At 62.1% G+C, this 17,325-nt stretch carries 20 protein-coding genes and 1 tRNA gene; 10 read left to right on the plus strand and 11 right to left on the minus strand.

Annotated features, from left to right (window positions below; all coding sequences use genetic code 11):
* Positions 1–94: 94 nt before the first annotated feature.
* From OHD62_RS17845 to OHD62_RS17860, 4 genes are all read right to left on the minus strand, one after another.
* Positions 95–595: a GNAT family N-acetyltransferase gene (locus OHD62_RS17845; protein ID WP_263784183.1), complete on the minus strand. Its 501-nt coding sequence runs from the start codon at positions 593–595 to the stop codon at positions 95–97.
* 76 nt (positions 596–671) lie between these two features.
* A complete protein-coding gene (locus OHD62_RS17850) occupies positions 672–1,439 on the minus strand; it encodes an alpha/beta fold hydrolase (RefSeq protein ID WP_263784184.1) in 768 nt (255 codons plus the stop codon).
* 11 nt (positions 1,440–1,450) lie between these two features.
* A complete protein-coding gene (locus OHD62_RS17855; protein ID WP_263784185.1) occupies positions 1,451–2,014 on the minus strand; it encodes a DUF192 domain-containing protein in 564 nt (187 codons plus the stop codon).
* Positions 2,015–2,039: 25 nt separating this feature from the next.
* The gene (locus OHD62_RS17860; RefSeq protein ID WP_412177392.1) at positions 2,040–2,636 is read right to left on the minus strand and encodes a cold-shock protein; all 597 of its coding nucleotides are present in this window, start codon (positions 2,634–2,636) and stop codon (positions 2,040–2,042) included.
* Positions 2,637–2,831: 195 nt separating this feature from the next.
* On the opposite strand from OHD62_RS17860, the gene gloA reads away from it, so the two are divergent.
* Complete coding sequence (gene gloA, locus OHD62_RS17865) at positions 2,832–3,272, plus strand: lactoylglutathione lyase (RefSeq protein WP_263784187.1); 441 nt, start codon at positions 2,832–2,834, stop codon at positions 3,270–3,272.
* A 126-nt stretch (positions 3,273–3,398) separates the two neighbouring features.
* Positions 3,399–3,692, plus strand: a complete 294-nt coding sequence (locus tag OHD62_RS17870; RefSeq protein ID WP_263784188.1) for a DUF2218 domain-containing protein — start codon at positions 3,399–3,401, stop codon at positions 3,690–3,692.
* Positions 3,693–3,702: 10 nt separating this feature from the next.
* Here the strand turns inward: OHD62_RS17870 and OHD62_RS17875 are convergent, their stop codons facing one another.
* Both OHD62_RS17875 and ilvA read right to left on the minus strand, forming a co-directional pair.
* Complete coding sequence (locus OHD62_RS17875) at positions 3,703–4,263, minus strand: DUF1697 domain-containing protein (protein ID WP_263784189.1); 561 nt, start codon at positions 4,261–4,263, stop codon at positions 3,703–3,705.
* Positions 4,260–5,516, minus strand: coding sequence for a threonine ammonia-lyase IlvA (ilvA, locus tag OHD62_RS17880; protein WP_263784190.1), 1,257 nt, complete (start codon positions 5,514–5,516; stop codon positions 4,260–4,262). The genes OHD62_RS17875 and ilvA overlap by 4 nt, the downstream gene beginning before the upstream one ends.
* 403 nt (positions 5,517–5,919) lie before the next feature.
* Between ilvA and OHD62_RS17885 the strand changes: the two genes are divergently transcribed.
* The 3 genes from OHD62_RS17885 to OHD62_RS17895 all read left to right on the plus strand — a co-directional run bounded on the left by OHD62_RS17885 (position 5,920) and on the right by OHD62_RS17895 (position 8,671).
* On the plus strand, positions 5,920–6,993 hold the full coding sequence (locus OHD62_RS17885) for an alpha/beta hydrolase (RefSeq protein WP_263784191.1): 1,074 nt from the start codon (positions 5,920–5,922) through the stop codon (positions 6,991–6,993).
* A 126-nt stretch (positions 6,994–7,119) separates the two neighbouring features.
* Positions 7,120–8,283 carry an alpha/beta hydrolase gene (locus OHD62_RS17890; protein ID WP_263786709.1) on the plus strand — a complete coding sequence of 388 codons (1,164 nt, stop codon included), beginning with the start codon at positions 7,120–7,122 and terminating at the stop codon, positions 8,281–8,283.
* Between the two features lie 16 nt (positions 8,284–8,299).
* Positions 8,300–8,671: a bleomycin resistance family protein gene (locus OHD62_RS17895; protein WP_263784192.1), complete on the plus strand. Its 372-nt coding sequence runs from the start codon at positions 8,300–8,302 to the stop codon at positions 8,669–8,671.
* Between the two features lie 18 nt (positions 8,672–8,689).
* On the opposite strand, the gene ade is transcribed toward OHD62_RS17895, so the two are convergent.
* A complete protein-coding gene (gene ade / locus OHD62_RS17900) occupies positions 8,690–10,507 on the minus strand; it encodes an adenine deaminase (RefSeq protein WP_263784193.1) in 1,818 nt (605 codons plus the stop codon).
* A 234-nt stretch (positions 10,508–10,741) separates the two neighbouring features.
* On the opposite strand from ade, the gene OHD62_RS17905 reads away from it, so the two are divergent.
* Complete coding sequence (locus tag OHD62_RS17905; protein ID WP_263784194.1) at positions 10,742–11,593, plus strand: alpha/beta fold hydrolase; 852 nt, start codon at positions 10,742–10,744, stop codon at positions 11,591–11,593.
* Positions 11,594–11,719: 126 nt separating this feature from the next.
* Positions 11,720–12,385 carry an outer membrane protein gene (locus OHD62_RS17910; RefSeq protein WP_263784195.1) on the plus strand — a complete coding sequence of 222 codons (666 nt, stop codon included), beginning with the start codon at positions 11,720–11,722 and terminating at the stop codon, positions 12,383–12,385.
* 56 nt (positions 12,386–12,441) lie between these two features.
* Here OHD62_RS17910 and OHD62_RS17915 read toward each other — a convergent pair whose 3' ends face one another.
* Positions 12,442–12,762, minus strand: coding sequence for a hypothetical protein (locus OHD62_RS17915; RefSeq protein WP_263784196.1), 321 nt, complete (start codon positions 12,760–12,762; stop codon positions 12,442–12,444).
* A 473-nt stretch (positions 12,763–13,235) separates the two neighbouring features.
* On the opposite strand from OHD62_RS17915, the gene OHD62_RS17920 reads away from it, so the two are divergent.
* Positions 13,236–13,321 (plus strand) — tRNA-Leu (locus OHD62_RS17920).
* A gap of 145 nt (positions 13,322–13,466) precedes the next feature.
* Here OHD62_RS17920 and OHD62_RS17925 read toward each other — a convergent pair.
* From OHD62_RS17925 to OHD62_RS17935, 3 genes are all read right to left on the minus strand, one after another.
* Positions 13,467–13,721, minus strand: a complete 255-nt coding sequence (locus OHD62_RS17925; protein ID WP_263784197.1) for a hypothetical protein — start codon at positions 13,719–13,721, stop codon at positions 13,467–13,469.
* A gap of 158 nt (positions 13,722–13,879) precedes the next feature.
* A complete protein-coding gene (locus OHD62_RS17930) occupies positions 13,880–14,869 on the minus strand; it encodes an ATP-grasp fold amidoligase family protein (protein WP_263784198.1) in 990 nt (329 codons plus the stop codon).
* Positions 14,870–14,872: 3 nt separating this feature from the next.
* Complete coding sequence (locus tag OHD62_RS17935; protein WP_263784199.1) at positions 14,873–15,451, minus strand: NUDIX domain-containing protein; 579 nt, start codon at positions 15,449–15,451, stop codon at positions 14,873–14,875.
* 239 nt (positions 15,452–15,690) lie between these two features.
* On the opposite strand from OHD62_RS17935, the gene OHD62_RS17940 reads away from it, so the two are divergent.
* Together OHD62_RS17940 and OHD62_RS17945 are read left to right on the plus strand one after the other, a co-directional pair.
* On the plus strand, positions 15,691–16,794 hold the full coding sequence (locus tag OHD62_RS17940) for an NADH:flavin oxidoreductase/NADH oxidase (RefSeq protein WP_263784200.1): 1,104 nt from the start codon (positions 15,691–15,693) through the stop codon (positions 16,792–16,794).
* Positions 16,795–16,938: 144 nt separating this feature from the next.
* Complete coding sequence (locus OHD62_RS17945; protein WP_263784201.1) at positions 16,939–17,253, plus strand: SH3 domain-containing protein; 315 nt, start codon at positions 16,939–16,941, stop codon at positions 17,251–17,253.
* Positions 17,254–17,325: the final 72 nt, after the last annotated feature.

A 17,325-nucleotide genomic window follows, 5' to 3' on the forward strand; every position in this document is an offset into this window, starting at 1 on the left:
GTCGCGTTTGACCGGCCGCATTCGACGCGCTTCAGGTTATTGTTTTTATGCATGTCGTCATCGCAAACCGCTGCACACTTTTGCGCGACATGCATTAATCCGGAAAAGTCTCCATGCGTTGCGCATAGGCCTTGAACCCGGCGCGCCTGTAGACCGATTGCGCGACCGGATGGTCGTGGGTGTCGGTGTGAAGCCAGATTTTCTCCGGCGCATATGACCAGACGGCACGGAGAGACCGATACAGCAGATACGGCCCGAGCTTGCGGCCCTGGAAAGCGGGAACCAGTCCGAAATGGGCGAGTTCGACGACCGGCTGGCCAACGCCGGTGAATTCGCACAGACCAGCAGCCTCGCCGTCGACGCGCAGGACATGGACATGCGTCGACGGGCTGGCGAGAAGGCGCTCGAGCTCCTCAGATGGCAGGCGCAGCCGCTGATCCCATTGCACAGGTTCGCCAACCGCGCGGTAGAGACCGATATAATCGGCTACATCAAGCATTTCGCGGGCAACGGCGGCGTCCTGTGCGGGGGCGAGAAGACCGTCACCAGAAGGCGGCTCGGTCATCTCCATGTAGGTGACGAGAAGATCGACCATGCAAGTTGAATGTCTCAGGCGTGGGGATTTTGCGGCTTGTGGCACTTCGACCAGCACTGCTTCATGCAATCACTCGTCAGAGCGGATTTTCGGCATAGAACTCCAGCACCCGCTGCTTGAAGCTCTTGTCGCCGACGGCCAGCATGTGGTCGCGGCCCTCGATGTGGAAAGCCCTAGCGTTCGGCATCAAGGCGGCCAGTTCGTCAGGCGAGCCGGCGATGTCGTCCCTGGTCCCCACGGCAATCAGGGTCGGCTGGGCAATGCGCGCGACGTCGTCCTCGCTCATCGATGCCCGGGAACCGACGATGCAGACGGCGAGCGCCTGCCGGTCGCTTCGGGTCTGGTCGGCAAAGGCGCGGAACGAGCGGCCGCGCGCATGGCTGATCGTGCTCGGATCCTCGGCCAGCAGCGCATCGGCGATCGGATCCCAGTCGCCGACGCCATCGACCAGGCCGATGCCAAGGCCGCCGAACACCAGCGTCGCCACTTTGTCCGGGTTGGAAAGCGCCATGAACGCCGACACCCGCGCGCCCATCGAATAGCCCATGACATGGGCGCGTTCGACGCCGAGATGGTCAAGCAGGGCCGCGGCGTCCGACGCCATCCGGTCCGGCGTATAGGCTGCTTCGTCATAACTTTTCGACGAGGCGCCGTGGCCGCGATTGTCGAAGGCGATGGCGCGGTAGCCTGCATCGTTCAGGGTCTTGAACCAGCCGGGCGACACCCAGTTGACGTAGTGGCTCGAAGCAAAGCCGTGGATCATCAACACCGGATCGCCTTGGCCCGATGCCGGCTGTCGGTCGAGGAAGGCGAGATCGAACCCGTCATGAGAGAAAAACTGCATTGGAGTCCGTATCAGTTGGCGCCGACATTGGGCGCGTCGCCCTTGTTCGAAGGCGGCATGCCGTCACCCGGCGCCCGGCCGATTGCCGGGTGGCGCAGCAGGTCGCCATATTCGATGCCCTCCCTGGCGGCGGTGCCCGCCTTGAGCTCGAGCACGAAGCGCACCGGCACGCCGGACGAGATGATCGCCTCGGACTGCGGCTCACCCTGCTTGATCGAGCGGATCTTGCCGTTCTGGCCGACAAAGATCAGGTCGAGCGGCAGCGGCGTGTTCTTCATCCAGAAATTCACCTCCCTCGGCGCCTCGAACACGAACAACATGCCGTGATCGTCGGCCATCTGTTCGCGAAACATCAGGCCGGCCTCGCGTTCGGCGGAGGTGTCGGCGACCTCGATGGAGAAGGAGCGTTCGCCGCCTTTCGTCACCGCGATCAGCGGCTGCGGATCGACGGGAAGGACCATCGCCCGGCCGTCCGCCGACGTCGGCTGCTGCGAATAGAAGAAAGCACCGGTGGCGACGATGACGGCAATCGCGGCGCAGAATGCGCCCGCCGTCAGCCAGTTCCTGTGAGCCATTCAAAGTCCTCGGCCGGAAATCGTCCTAATGCGAGACCGGCAAGGTACCCATATCCGGGTGAATTTCGGCAGCCATAAGGCCTTTGTCGCCACGCCCGAAACGGACCAGCACCACCTGACCGGGCCTCAGCTCGGTGATGCCGTAGCGACGCAGCGTCTCCATATGGACAAAAATATCCTCGGTGCCCTCGCCCCGGGTCAGGAAGCCGAACCCCTTGGTCCGGTTGAACCATTTGACCAGCGCCCGTTCGAGACCGCTTTCCGGCGTGACCGAGACATGCGTGCGCTGATCCTGCATTTCAGCGGGATGGATCGCCGTGCTGACATCCATGGAGAGCACGCGGAACGCTTGCAAGCCTCGCTCGCCCTGCTTGACGAGGCAGACGACGCGCGCGCCTTCCAGCGCCGTCTGGAAGCCGTCCTTGCGAAGACAGGTCACGTGAAGGAGGATATCGCCTGAAATGCCGTCATCCGGGAGAATGAACCCGTAGCCCTTGGCCACGTCGAACCATTTGATGGCGCCCGCAATTTCAACGAGATCGGCCGCGTCGCCCCTCTCGTCCCGATTCAAGGCGTCGCTACCAGTTCCGTCTCGCCCCATGAAAGAGGCCTTTTCCCCCATAAGAACGCCCCCTTTTGCCAAGAACACCACAACTGATTCTTGACATGAGATTAACACTGCGGCTTCCCAGGAGTGCAAGACCTGACGTGCCTTTTTTCACGGTTCAATACAGGAATACCCGATTTGTTGCGGCGATTGCCCTTTGGCCGGACCGCCCCTATGTTCCGCCGCAACGCAACAATTCGAGGAAATCACATGCGCTACCTCCACACCATGGTCCGCGTCGCCGACATCGATGCATCACTCGATTTTTACTGCAACAAGCTCGGCCTCAAGGAAGTGCGCCGCCACGAAAACGAACAAGGGCGCTACACGCTGATCTTCCTTGCCGCGTCCGAAGACGAGCAAAGCGGCATTGCCGACAAGGCGCCGCTGATCGAGCTGACCTACAATTGGGATCCGGAAGACTACAAGGGCGGCCGCAATTTCGGCCACCTCGCCTATGAGGTAGACGACATCTACGCCACCTGCCAGCGACTGATGGACAAGGGCGTCACCATCAACCGGCCGCCGCGCGACGGCAACATGGCCTTCGTCAGGTCGCCTGACGGCATCTCGATCGAGCTGCTGCAAAAAGGCCCGCCAAAGGCCAAGGCAGAGCCCTGGGCCTCGATGGCCAACACCGGAGCCTGGTAGGCGATCACCTCATCGGGAGCAGCTATGGCGTTTGCCGGAGCGATTCCTATCTCTCCGGCACGGCGCCTGCTTCTCAAAGTTGGCGCCATAGCGCGTAACGGGCCTGCCGCGCCCAGGAGATCCATCGTGCCGACCAGCCATGCCGATGTCGCCACCGAACATGCCAGCCGCTACCTGCAGCAGCTCTGCAAACATTGGGCGCACAAATTTCCCGTCGAGTTCGACCCGAACCATGGGACTATCGAACTCTCGCTCGGCCGCATGGTTCTGGACGCCGACGCAAGTGCCCTGCATATCGCGGTGACATCGGATGAAGCCGGCTCGATCGAGCGCCTGGAAACGGTCGTCGCCGACCACATCAAACGCTTTGCCTTTCGCGAAGAACTGACCTTCGACTGGAAACGCGCTCAGGCAGCGTAAGCGGCCTGATTCAATTGCTGCCGGCCTGGCCGGCCATTTCCAGCAGCGTCAGGACCGTGCGCCAGTTGCGGGCGGTGCCCGGCACCTTCAGTGTGCGTGGGATGAGATTGGCGAAAACCGATTTGCCGAGTCCGTCCGGCGCGTGCAGGTAAAGCACGTCGCCTTTGATCTCGAAGCTCTCGGGACCGGTGCATTTCTCAGCGAGCCGCGCGATCTCTTCCTTGGTCGGCTCTCGCTCCAGCACATAGGCGTGTAGCTTTGTCGGATTCCCCGCCACGTCCGGGTAGGGATTTTCGGCCACCAGCCGCTCGAACCAGTCGAGGTCGCGCACCATGATGCGCGAGTGGAACCCCCACTTCTTCTCGAAGGCGGCTTCCAGCTGTTTGGTCAGACTGGCGGCGCCGCCCTTTCGCGCCCGGAAAACGGCGTTGCCGCTCTGCACATAGGTGGCGACATCGGCAAAGCCGAGTTCTCCAAAGAACGATCTGAGTTCCGCCATTTTGACGATGCGATTGCCGCCGACATTGATGCCGGAAAACAGCGCCACAAAGACTTTTCCCCGGCTGCTCATATGATGAACCCGGCCAGCGTCTCGTTGTCGGTGATGTCCTGATACTGAACGCCCTCGGCGTCGAAATTCGCCTTGAGCAGATCGAAATTGCGGCGGTCCTTGGTTTCGATGCCGATCAGCACCGAGCCGAAATTGCGCGCCGATTTCTTCAGATATTCGAAGCGGGCGATATCGTCGTCGGGTCCCAGCATTTCGAGGAAGTCGCGCAACGCGCCCGGCCGCTGCGGAAAACGGATGATGAAGTATTTCTTCAACCCTTCGAAGCGCAGCGCCCTTTCCTTGACGTCCGGCAGCCGCTCGAAATCGAAATTGCCGCCCGAAACCACCGCCACGATGGTCTTGCCCCTGATTTCCTTCTTCGAAAAATCCTTCAGCGCGTCGATCGCCAATGCACCGGCCGGCTCAAGCACCACGCCTTCGACGTTGAGCATCTCGATCATGGTCGCGCAGAGCCGGTTTTCCGGGATAAGCCGCACCGCCTCGGCAGGAAATTCCTTGAGATGGCGCAGCGGCTCGCGGCCGATCTCGGCCACCGCCGCGCCATCGACGAAATTGTCGACCTTGGCGAGCCTGACACGCTTTCCGGTGGCGAGGCTTTCGTTCAGGCTTGGCGCGCCGGCCGGCTCGCAGAACACGAAGCGCGTGTCGCGGCGCTGGTCAGCGAAATAATGCGTCACGCCCGCGGCCAGACCGCCACCGCCGACCGGCAGCATGATGATATCAGGCATGCGCGCGCCAGGCATCTGGTCTGATATCTCGTAGGCGACGGTCGCCTGTCCCTCGATGATATCCTTGTGGTCGAAGGGCGGCACCATATGCGCGCCGGCGCTTTCGGTGAATTCGAAGGCGGCACGGTAGCAGTCATCGAAGAAATCGCCGACCAGCCTGATCTCGACGAATTCGCCGCCGAACAGCCGCGTCTTGTCGATCTTTTGCTGCGGCGTCGTCACCGGCATGAAGACCACGCCTCGTCTGCCGAAATGGCGGCAGACGAAGGCAAAGCCCTGCGCATGGTTGCCGGCTGAGGCGCAGACGAACAGCTCGGCATCGTTGCCGGCGGCGAGCGTCTTGCGGAAGAAATTGAAAGCACCCCTGATCTTGTAGGAGCGGACCGGCGACAGGTCCTCGCGCTTCAACAGTATGCGCGCGCCAGTCTTCTTCGACAGATAGTCGTTTTCCTGTAGCGGCGTCTCCGGGAAAATCTGCCGGATCGCGGCAGCGGCGACAGCGACGCGGGAGGAGAAACTATTCATGGCAAGATCATCCCGGATCGCATTCCGACTGTAGGCAACGCAGCGAGCAATTGGCTTGCCACGACGCTGTGGCCGCAAAACCTGGCACAAATTGCCCGCGTTTGATCCCTGCCTATGGCATATCCAGGCTTCCTACGCCATCGCCCCGACGATCCACGCATGCCCGCCACGGGACATTCGCGGAATCCTTGCAAGCACTTGGAGGCGTTTGTTCATGCCTGTCGCATCGGCATCGAGGCAGACCGCGGTTTCCTGCCGCCGTTCTGGCTTTCGCGCAACACCGCGATGGCCGTCGCCAGACGCTGATCAGATTTCCGCTGGACACGACTTACTTCTGCCGCACTTCGGCTGTCCGGGAGATGTCGCGGAGGTGGGTGGCCCTCTGGCGGAGTTGGAATTTTAAGTGCCTTTGAAGACGATTTGCATTTTTGCGCTGGCCTTGCTGGTAGCAGGCTGTGGTGGCCGACAAACCGAGGAATTGCTCGGCAGCGCCATCGTGTCCGCACCGGTGACCGAAATCGCCGGCAACCACTCAATCTTCATCGCCACGACGCGCAAGCGCTCCGACGACCCCAACACGGTTTTCGACGGCGAGCGCTCGGCCACGCTGAACTACGCCCGTGTCAACGTCACCGTACCAGGAATCCACCAGACCGGCCAGATCGAACGGCGCTCACGCGGCAAGTCGAACGACCCGGCGAAGTATTTCATGGCCTCCGAGGTCGTCGGCTACGATACCCAGCCGCAATTCTCCAGCGCGCTCAACGCCGACATCGCGGCGCGCGGCGGCCGCGTCATGGTCTTCGTCCATGGCTACAACACCGGCTTCGACAGTGCCGTCTACCGCCTCACCCAGATCGTCCACGATTCCGGCTACCCCGGCACGCCGGTGCTGTTTTCCTGGGCTTCGGGCGCCAAGACCACCGACTATGTCTATGACAAGGAAAGTGCCAGTGCTGCCCGCGATCAACTGGAGGTGACACTGAGGATGCTCGCGCAGACCGGCGCACGGCGCATCGACATCGTGGCGCATTCGCTGGGAACCTGGGTCACCATGGAAGCGCTGCGCCAGCTCGCCATCACCGGCGACCGCGATCTCAGCGGCAAGCTCGGCGACGTGGTGCTGGCCTCGCCCGACATCGACGTCGACGTGTTCAAGAGCCAGATGCGCCGCTACGGCAAGCCGGACAAGCCGTTCATCCTGTTGCTGTCCGACGACGACCGGGCGTTGAGGCTCTCCGGCTTGATCGCCGGCTCGCGGCCGCGCGTCGGCGACTACAAGGATGCCGCTGATCTTGCCTCCTACGGCGTGACCGTCGTCGACCTTTCCAGCGTCAAGGGATCGGATCGCTTCAACCACAACAAGTTCGCCGACAATCCGGAGCTGGTAAAAATGATCGGGCAGCGGCTGCGCCAGGATGACGGATTTGCCAGCGACCGGGAAGTGACCGACCGCATCAACCTGCTCACGCAGTAAGGCTTGCGCCCTGAGCGTTCACGATTGCCGCACTATCGGATCACTTTCAACTGGACCGGGCTGGCCGCTGCCTTTATCGAAACAGCCAAAGACGTCACGCCGTTGACGTCCTTTCGCGGAGCCAGCGTGACCGTGCGTTCGAAGATTTTCATCGTCGTTGCGTTCGCGCTCGCTGTCACCGGCTGCGCCGGCCGGAATACACACGATCTTCTCAACAAGACGACAATCGCGGCGCCGGCCTCCGACATCGCGGCCACGCATGAGATTTTCGTAGCCACCACCCGCCAGAAGGCGACCAAGGACCCGCGACAGGTATTCGACGGCGATCGCTCGCTGACCACCAGCTATGCCAGCGTCGATGTGACCGTTCCCAAGATTCATCAGGTCGGCGCCATCGAGCGCGCCAAGGGCTCCGCCAACAGCAACCCGGCGAAGGATTTCACCGCCACCGCCGTCACCTACTACGAGGGCGCTCCGCAATTCGCCAAGGCAGTCGGCGCCAACATCGCCACGAGCGGCGACCGCGCGCTGATTTTCGTGCATGGTTTCAACAATGGCTTCGACGACGGCATCTACCGGCTGACGCAGATCGCGCACGACACCAAATATCCCGGCACGCCGGTGCTGTTCTCCTGGGCGTCGAGCGCCAAGACCACCGGCTATATCTACGACAAGGAAAGCGCCAACGCCGCGCGCGACGACCTCGAGGCGACGCTGAGGATGCTGGCCAAGACGCGGGTCAAGAGCATCGACATCATCGCCCATTCGATGGGAACCTGGGTGACGATGGAGGCGCTGCGCCAGCTTGCCATCACCGGCGACCGCGACCTTGGCGGCAAGCTCGGCTATGTCATCCTGGCCTCGCCCGACATCGATGTCGACGTGTTCAAGAAGCAGATGATCCGTTACGGCAAGCCCGACAAGCCGTTCGCCATCCTGCTTTCGGGGGACGACCGGGCGCTCAAGCTGTCCAGCTTGATTTCGGGCGACAAGCCGCGCGTCGGCGACTACGGCGATGCGGCCGACCTTGCCAGCTACGGCGTATCGGTGGTCGACCTGACTCAGGCAAAGGGTGGCGACCGTTTGAACCATGCCAAGTTCGCGGACAACCCGATCCTGGTGCAATTGCTCGGCGACCGCCTGCGCGCTCCGGCCGGCCTGGCCTCGGACGAACCCGACCCGACACAGCTCAACAATCTCGGCCAGGGCCTCGGCAAGGCCGTTGGTTCCGTTGCCGAGATCGTCATCACTACGCCGTTCAAGGTGCTGACCATAGCGACCGGCGGATAGCAACGGGAGCCATGCCATGGCCCTTCTCCATACGAGTTTTGTGCTGGCGGTGCCGGACGCCGACGCCACGGCAAAGTGGTGGGTGGACGTCATGGGCTTTGCCAGGATCCTCGAACCCGAAGGCTGGGTCTTCGTTCAGCGCGACGGATGCCTGATCCGCCTGGGCAGTTGCCCGGACGCTATCCCGCCCCGCGATCTCGGCGACCACCAGTATTTTGGCTATATCGAGGTCGACGCCATCGATCTGTTCCACCGGGACATCAGCGAGCGTGGCGCCGACATTCTTTTTCCGCCGACAACGCAGCCCTGGGACATGCGCGAGATGGGGGTGCGGACACCGGACGGCCATCGCGTGATGTTTGCTCAGAATGTCTCGCGCCCCGGCTGATCTTCGAGGGTACTGATTTCAGACGAACAGGTCGACTTTCTGGAAGGTCGTCACGTCGATCAGGCCGACATCGGAAATCCTCAGTTCCGGGATGACGACCAGGGCCAGCAGCGAATGCTGCATGTAAGCGTTATTGAGTGAGCAACCCATCTTGCGCATCGCGTCGGTGAGTTTCTCCGCCTTGGCCGCGACGATTTCCGCGCGCTCGTCCGACATCAGCCCGGCGATCGGCATTTCGACCAGCGCCAGTTCCTTGCCCTTGGAGAACAGCACCACGCCGCCGCCGACCTCGCCCAACCGATTGACCGCCAGCGCCATGTCCTGCTTGTTGGTGCCGACGACGATGATGTGATGCGCATCATGCGCCACGCTGGAGGCCATGGCGCAGTCACCCATATAGCCGAAGCCGGAGACGAACGCGTTGGTAACGCCGCCCGTGCCCCTGTGGCGCTCGACCAGCGCAATCTGGCAGACATCGTTGCGGCGATCCATGGCGACCAGTCCGTCTTCCACCGGCAGATCGGCCTCCAGCGCCCGCGTCGGCGCCTGGTTCTCGATCACGCCGATGACGCGCGCCCGCACCTCGTTGGCGCCCTTGGGGGCAGCGATGTCGAAATCCTCGGCCTTGAGCTTCTTGCCGAGCTTGACGGTGTTCTTGGCCGTTCTGGGATAATCATAGGCCGGAATGTCGACTTCGAGCTTGCCGCCCTTGGCCAGCCTGACGCCGCGAGCATAGACCTCGTCGATGGTCATTGCAGCCAGATCGGAGACGATCAACAGGTCGGCGAGCCGGCCCGGCGCGATCGAACCGATCTCGCGCTCCAGCCTAAAATGCTGGGCGGTGTTGAGCGTCGCCATCTGGATCGCCGTGACCGGCTTCAGGCCTTGTTGAATGGCGTGGCGGACCACCCGGTCCATGTGGCCTTCGTGGACAAGCGTGCCGGAATGGCTGTCGTCGGTGCACAGGATGAAGTTTCGCGGATCAATGCCACCTTCCGTCACCGCCTTGATCTGCGAGGCGACATCATACCAGGCCGAGCCCAGCCGCAGCATCGCCTTCATACCCTGGCGCACCCGAGCTATGGCGTCCTCGGCGCGCGTGCCTTCATGATCATCCTCGGGTCCGCCGGCGACATAGCCATGGAACGGCGGGCCGAGATCGCGCGAGGCGTAGTGACCGCCGACCGTCTTGCCCGCCCTCACCGTCGCGGCGATCTCGCCGGACATGACAGGATCGTTGGCCACGACACCGGGAAAATTCATCACTTCGCCAAGCCCGATGATGTTTTCCCAGGTCATCGCCTCGGCGACGTCGGCGACCGTCAGTTCGGCGCCGGCATGTTCCAGTCCCGGCGCCGAAGGCACGCAGGACGGCATCTGCACATGCACGTTGACCGGCATGGCGACGGCCTCGTCATGCATCAGCCGCACACCCGGCAAGCCCAGCACATTGGCGATCTCATGCGGATCGATGAACATCGAGGTGGTGCCGTGCGGTATGACGGCGCGGCAGAACTCCGTGACCGTCACCATGCCGCTCTCGACATGCATATGCGCGTCGCAAAGGCCGGGCACCAGATAGCGCCCGCCGGCATCGACCACCTTCGTGCCCTGGCCGATGGCATGGCCGGCATTCGGCCCGCAATAGGCGAAGCGGCCGCCGGCAATGGCAATGTCGGTGCCGGCAATGATCTCGCCGGAATGGACGTTCACCCAGCGCCCGTTGCGGATAACGAGGTCGGCGGGCTTGCGCCCCATCGCGACATCGACCAGATGCGTCGCCATCTCGGGCCAGGGCCTGGGTTTCGTCGCGGTCGCGGACGGCTTCTTTGCCATGAAGGACTCCTGTTTGCCCGACTGTGCCAAGCCAATGTGGTTTTGACCAGTGTGGAACGGCGGATTGCTTGCGGCCTTCACTTTGACTTCGCGCCTCCGGACGAAATCCTTTCGGCGGGCACCATGGCGCGAACTGAATTTTCGTTCCAAGCCGCCGGAGAGAAACCGTCGTTCGTTGACTCGCTGATCGAGAACGATGTTAGATCGACCTGCGAAATCTCCTGGGGGAAAGCCATGACCCGGTTCCTGAAAGCGCTCGGCTTCGTTACCCTGTTCCTGATCTCTGCCGGCCATGCATCCGCCGAGGAACGTTGGCTGACACTGCCCGAGCCCACGACCATGCCCAAGCCCGAGCAAAGCGGTTACGCACCGGTGAACGGCATCCAGATGTATTATGCCGTGTTTGGCACCGGCGACCCGGTCCTGCTCATTCATGGTGGCCTCGGCCATGCCGACATCTGGGCGAGCCAGGTGGCTGCCCTGTCCAAAACCCACAAGGTGATCGTCGCCGACAGCCGCGGCCACGGCCGTTCGACCCGCACCGAGCAGCCTTTTGGCTACGATTTGATGGCATCGGACTATCTGGCTCTGCTGGACTATCTGAAGATCGACAAGACGACGCTGGTCGGCTGGAGCGACGGCGGCATTATCGGCATCGACATCGCGCTCCATCATCCCGAGCGGCTGACCAAGCTGTATGCGCAAGCGGCCAACGTCACCACCGACGGTCTCGATCCCGGCGTGATGACGAACAAGACGTTCGGCGCCTATATCGAGCGTTCCGGCAAGGATTATGCCCGGCTTTCCAAGACACCCGGCGAATATGACGCCTTCGTCGCCCAGATCAGCCATATGTGGGAGACGCAACCGGCCTGGACCAAGGAACAACTCGGCAAGATCACGACGCCGACGGCCATAGTCGCCGGCGACCATGACGAAGCGATCAAGCGCACCCACACCGACTACATGGCCTCGGCCATCCCTGGCGCCAAGGAGATCATCCTGCCCAATGCCAGCCATTTCGCCATGCTGCAGGCGCCGGACGAATACAGCCAGTCGGTGCTCGATTTCATCGACGCCAAATAAGGGTGCGCCTTTTTCAAGCCCGGCGAAGCGTCGCTATCGGTCCTGGAACAAATGCGATTCCGTTTTGCGGCAAATCACGCTACTTTCAATTGAAGGATTGTTCTGGATCGACGTTCGGGGAGCTCGATGCGCCGCCTAACGCTCGCAAGTGCCGGGTTTCTGATCGCTCTGGCCGGGCCGGCATTCGCCGCCGACCCGATGACCGACCTGCCTATGACCGCGCCCGGCTTCGACTGGACAGGCTATTATGCCGGTCTGCAGGCCGGATATGGATGGGGCAGCTCCAAAATAAGGGGAATGGAAGGCGAGCCATTTTCTGCGGCGCCGGACCTCGACGGCGGCTTCATCGGCGGCCATGTCGCCGGCCTCTGGCAGTTCGATCAGGCGGTGATCGGCGCTGTGGCCGAACTCAACTATTCCGCGATTGACGGCAGCTCCGAGGCAGAGCCGGGAAATTCATTCGGCACTGACATCAAGTGGTTCGGGTCCGTCAACGCCAAGGCCGGCTATGCCATGGACCGTGTGCTGGTCTACGGTATTGGCGGCCTCGCCTTTGCCGGCATCGAAACGTCACAAAATGCCGGCACAGCTTTTGCCAAAACGGAAACGAATGTTGGCTGGACGATCGGCGCCGGCGTCGACTTTGCCCTGACCGACAAGTTCGTCGTCGGCGCCCAGTACCGCTACTACGATTTCGGCAAGGAACATTACGATGCGCCGGACGATTTTCTCGACCGTGACCAGGACGTCAAGCTGCATAGGATGGGTGTAAACCTGAGCTACAAGTTCTGATCGTTCCCTCGCGATGATCGCTGGGATCACAAGGGCGTCGCTCTACGCGAGATGCATTAATGCAGCGTTGGCGAATGGCCAGGACGGAAACCCTTCAACGCGGCGACTATGCCACGCATCAAAACGCGATCGGGAAGGACGAGGATGGGGTCTTCGTCCGCGACCCCGCAGATCGGCAGGACTTTGTAGTCGCCTTCGAAAGGCAAACCGTCGCCATTGGCGTAGAAATCGAGCTTCGGGAAGCATCCCTTCAGGAACGACTCGACCTCGCGCAAGGCGGCCTGGGAGCGGAATTCCGTACCAGACGGCGCCAGGACAACGAAGCTGCTGACTTCGGCGCTGGCGAGCGATGCGGATGTATCGAAGGTAGAATGCATGAGACCTGTCCGATTGGAGCCCTCATTCTTTTCGGCACGGGGTGAGAGTCAATCGTTGTGCAGTATGATATCCACAACACAAAAAGCCCGCACCTCGGGAAGAGGCGCGGGCAGATTTAGCCCCCTGCCCGATCTACAGCGCTTGAAAGGCGCGCCAGCGGGGGACAGCTAGCGAGCTGGGTCTGTTGGGGTCGGTAGGGACCAGCGTTCAATCTATGTCTCTTCCACGCTCCGGCGCATCAGCCGAACAGATGAAAAAGCCTGCGTCGTCGCCGAAATGCTGCCCGATCGGAGCCATCCAACCTTGGATCGAGGCCTTCTTTGGGACCAATTCCTGGTAGCGCGCATGGATGGCAAAGAACGGTCGAAAGGCCACTGGCGAATGAAAAGACAGAGCTTTTTTGCACAACACTTTTCCGGGCCTGCACAACGGCAATTGACGAAATCGCCTAAGTAGTTGAAACGAAAGGCCTGCGGACGTGGCGGAATTGGTAGACGCAAGGGACTTAAAATCCCTCGATCTCTGATCGTACGGGTTCGATTCCCGTCGTCCGCACCACTCCAAGCTGCGGCACTTCCAAGCAATGAAGAACCTCCAGGGAACGTCCCTGTTGCGGCGGCCGGCGTGCGATATCTCGCGAGCACCGGCTGCTGTAAGGCTTTTCACGTCCTCGCCCTGACGGCCTCTCAGAGACCCAGCGCGCTTACTTGATGTAAACGAGCACGTAGCGGTTGTTATAGGGCTGGTAGTATTTCGTACCGCATTTCCAAACGACGATACCGCCGCTGTAAGTGGTCTTTACGCACCCTTTGGGCAGGGTGTTGATGTAGACGGTTGTCCTCTGGATGACGACTGTCTTTGCTGCCGCCACACCGACCACGCCGTTGCCGGCAACCGACGAGAGCGCGAGCATGCCGCAAACAGCGACCGCGCGAGCGAACAGACTGCGATTGATCATGGACTTTCCCCTCCTTTTCCCCTTTTTCCTTTCCTGTGCTGCCCCAGCGTCAGCCTATCAGCAATCCCTAATGGGCTCAACGAACCTGAAAACAGTCCCTCTCTGATCGTGCGGGTTCGATTTCCGTCCGCACCAGCAACAATGGCGGTCGTTCGTGGTTAGATGTGGCCGGCAGCGGCAAGTGCGGCCCTGTGCCAGCGTGCAAACCTGCCCGGCGGGCACTTCAGATAGCGGGATGCGGCAATGTCCCATCGCGCGCCCAGCTCACGATCGAATGCCGGCGGGTCGAATTGCTGCAGGCCGCTGCGGGGATAGATCGTGAATTCTCCAAAGACCGGTTCGCCTGCGTCTTCGTAGAAATCGACCCGTATCATGTCGAATTCGCCGCCCAGGGTTTCGGCGGCCTCGACCATGCGCGAAAAGCTTTCCGGCCTGGCAATTTCCAGCGTTGCGTCGATGCCGGCCTGGGCGACTGCCAGCCGCCGCCAATCGCGATCGAAAAGTGCCGTTTTGCGGACGCTCGAGCGGAAGGCGGTGACCACGACAAGAGCGACACGGCCGGCGACCACATTGAACTTGTAGTCGATGGGCTGATAGCCCTGATCCTTGCCGACCAGCGCCTCGATGAAAACCTTGCGCTTGATATGAGCGTAGCTGCGTTCCAGCTTGCGGTCGCCATAGGTCTCGCCGAGATGCCGGGTCATGTCGGCAATGATGGCGTCGCCGTCGACCTGGGCAGGATCCGCAACGACGGCATTCATGGCGCAGCCGTGATTGCATTTGACGATGTAGGGGACCTGCAATTCATTGAAGGGGATGTCGCGCGGGTTGTCGCCTTGCCACAGCACCGCTGGGACATGCAGCCAGGGGAGCCGATCCCTGACGAACTCCTTGGCTTTCAGCTTGTCGAGCACGACCGCAAATCGCGGGTCGTCATCGAAAATCTTGCGCCAATGTATCTTCTCCGTGAAGGCCGCCGGGGCGGCGAAGTTCGGCAGATGCCGCATCCTTTCGAAGAAGCGCTGAGTCAGGCGCCGGTAACGGACCAGCAGCGCGACATTCAAGACCAGAAGAAACGCCTTCGCGCCAACGCGTTTCAGCCGGCCCGGCTGCTGGCGCGCTCCCTCGCGATGTCCAGGCCCATGCATGGATCAAGCCCGGATCGGGTTCAGCTTCAGGTGCTGGATCAGGATGATCGTCTTGGCATCGACGATGCGGCCGTCGGCGATGCCGGCCAGAGCTTCGTCGAGCGGCATCTCAAGCACTTCGATGTCCTCGCCTTCTTCCGCCGCACCGCCACCGGCCGAAATGCGGTCGGCGGGCGAATAACGCGCGATGAAGAACCAAAGCCGCTCGGTCACGCTGCCGGGGCTCATGTAAGGCGCAAACAGCCGCTCCACGTCCTTCAGCCGATAGCCGAGTTCCTCCTCGGCCTCCTTGCGGATGCAGGTTTCCGGATCGTTTTCGTCGAGCAGTCCGGCGCAGGCCTCGATCAGCGGCTCGCGGTGGCCGGTGACATAGGCCGGGTAGCGGAACTGCCGCACCAGAAGCACCGTCGAGCGCTGCGGATCGTAAGGCAGGATCACCGCACCGTCGCCACGATCGTAGGTCTGGCGGATCTGCGTCTCCCACTGCCCGTCGCGCCGGCGATAATCGAGGATGGTCTTTTTCAGGACCGCCCAGTCGTCGGAGAGAATTTCCTCTGAGCGGATGCGTATGCGATCTTCCATGAACGGACTCCTGCTGCCGGCAGCGCGAGGACTGCGGCGCCGCGCGTCTTTCCGGACGCTCAAAGGATGCTGCGGCACCGACGATTTTCGGTCATGCGTTAGCCTCGAACCGGTTTTTGCGCAATCCTGATAGCGATTGGCCTGACAGTGATTGGTCCAGAGCGCGTTTCACCGCCTCGTGTCTGGCGCAGGCGCAATCCATTGCCTAAATAGCGACGACCCTCCCGGAGCTGATTTTGATGACCACATCCCTTTTCCAGCCGATCACGCTTGACGGCCTCACCTTCCCGAACCGCATAGCGGTCGCGCCGATGTGCCAGTATTCCGCCGATGACGGTTCGGCCAGCGACTGGCACCTGTATCACTGGATGAATCTCGCCATGTCCGGCGCCGGCATGGTCACGGTCGAGATGACCGACGTCGAGCGCCGCGGCCGCATCTCGCATGGCTGCCTCGGTCTTTATTCCGAAGACAACGAGGCTGCCGCCCGGCGCACGCTGGACGCCGCCAAGCGCGTCGCCGCCCCCGGCACGAAATTCGGCACCCAGCTTGCTCATGCCGGCCGCAAGGCTTCCAACCAGAAACCGTGGGAAGGCGGCGGACCGCTGAAGCCGGATCAGGACCCGTGGCCGATCGTGTCTGCATCGGCAATTGCCTACGACACGGGCTGGCAGGTGCCGCGGGCGCTGGAGGACGACGAGATCCTGCACATCATCGAACGCTTCGCCGACGCGGCCCGGCGTGCCGAACGCGCCGGCTTCGACTTCATCGAACTGCACGCCGCACACGGCTATCTGATCTTCCAGTTCCTGTCGCCGCTTTCCAACCAGCGCACCGACCGCTGGGGCGGCTCCCTGGAGAACCGCATGCGGTTTGCTGTCGAGATTGCCAAGGCGGTGAGAAAGGCCGTCCCGAAGCTGATGCTCGGCGCACGCCTGTCGGTGAAAGAATGGGTCGATGGCGGCTTCGACGTCGAGGACGCGATCGAGGTGGCCAAGGCGCTGAAGGCAGCGGGTGTGGCCTATCTCTGCTGCTCGAGCGGCGGCAATTCGCCCTTGCAGAAGCTACCGACGGGTCCGGGCTATCAGGTGCATCTGGCGGAGGCGGTGCGCAAGGGCGCCGGCATCCCGACGCGAGCCGTCGGGCTGATAGACGATCCCAAGCAGGCCGAGGCGATCATCGCCGACGGCCGCGCCGACATGGTGGCGCTGGCCCGCGCCTTCCTCGCCGATCCACGCTGGGCGTGGCGCGCCGCGGCGACCTTCGGCGAGAAAATCCACCCGGCGCCACAGCTTGCCCGCTCGGTTACGACCATGCAGCACTGGATGAAGGCGGCGGGCTGATCGGCCCGCTTGTTGTGACCTGCCATACGGCACGCGTCGCTGGACAGCGTGCCACAGCTTCGCTTTAATCGGCCCACACATTGGCCCCTGGGGTTGGGACCTTTGGGTAGGCCGCGATTGGAGCGGCCAGGGGGGAGCAAAATCATGTTGTTCAGGGCAAGCTATCCAGCCGCCGCAATGGTTGCGGCCGGGCTGTCGTTCAATGTCTCGACGCCTGCCGGCGCGCAATATTGCGAAGGCACGGTGCACGGCCTTTCCCGTCACTACAATCTGGCAACAGGCAGCGGTTTTCTCGCTGTGCGGGCGCGGCCGAATTCGTCGTCGCGGATGATCGGCCAATTGTTCAATGGTGATCATACCGAGATCTTCGACCGGCGCGGCAACTGGTACAAGGTCGAAATCGGTGGCACGACCGGTTGGGCGAACGCACGCTGGATGCGCAACGACTGCGGCTATTGAGACTTTTACTGGGACTTTTGCGCGCAGGCTGAAGATGCGCTTGCAACCAAATCGGCTGCTCCGCGTTGGCGG

It is taken from the genome of Mesorhizobium sp. YC-39, from assembly GCF_025753795.1.
Classification (GTDB): domain Bacteria; phylum Pseudomonadota; class Alphaproteobacteria; order Rhizobiales; family Rhizobiaceae; genus Mesorhizobium.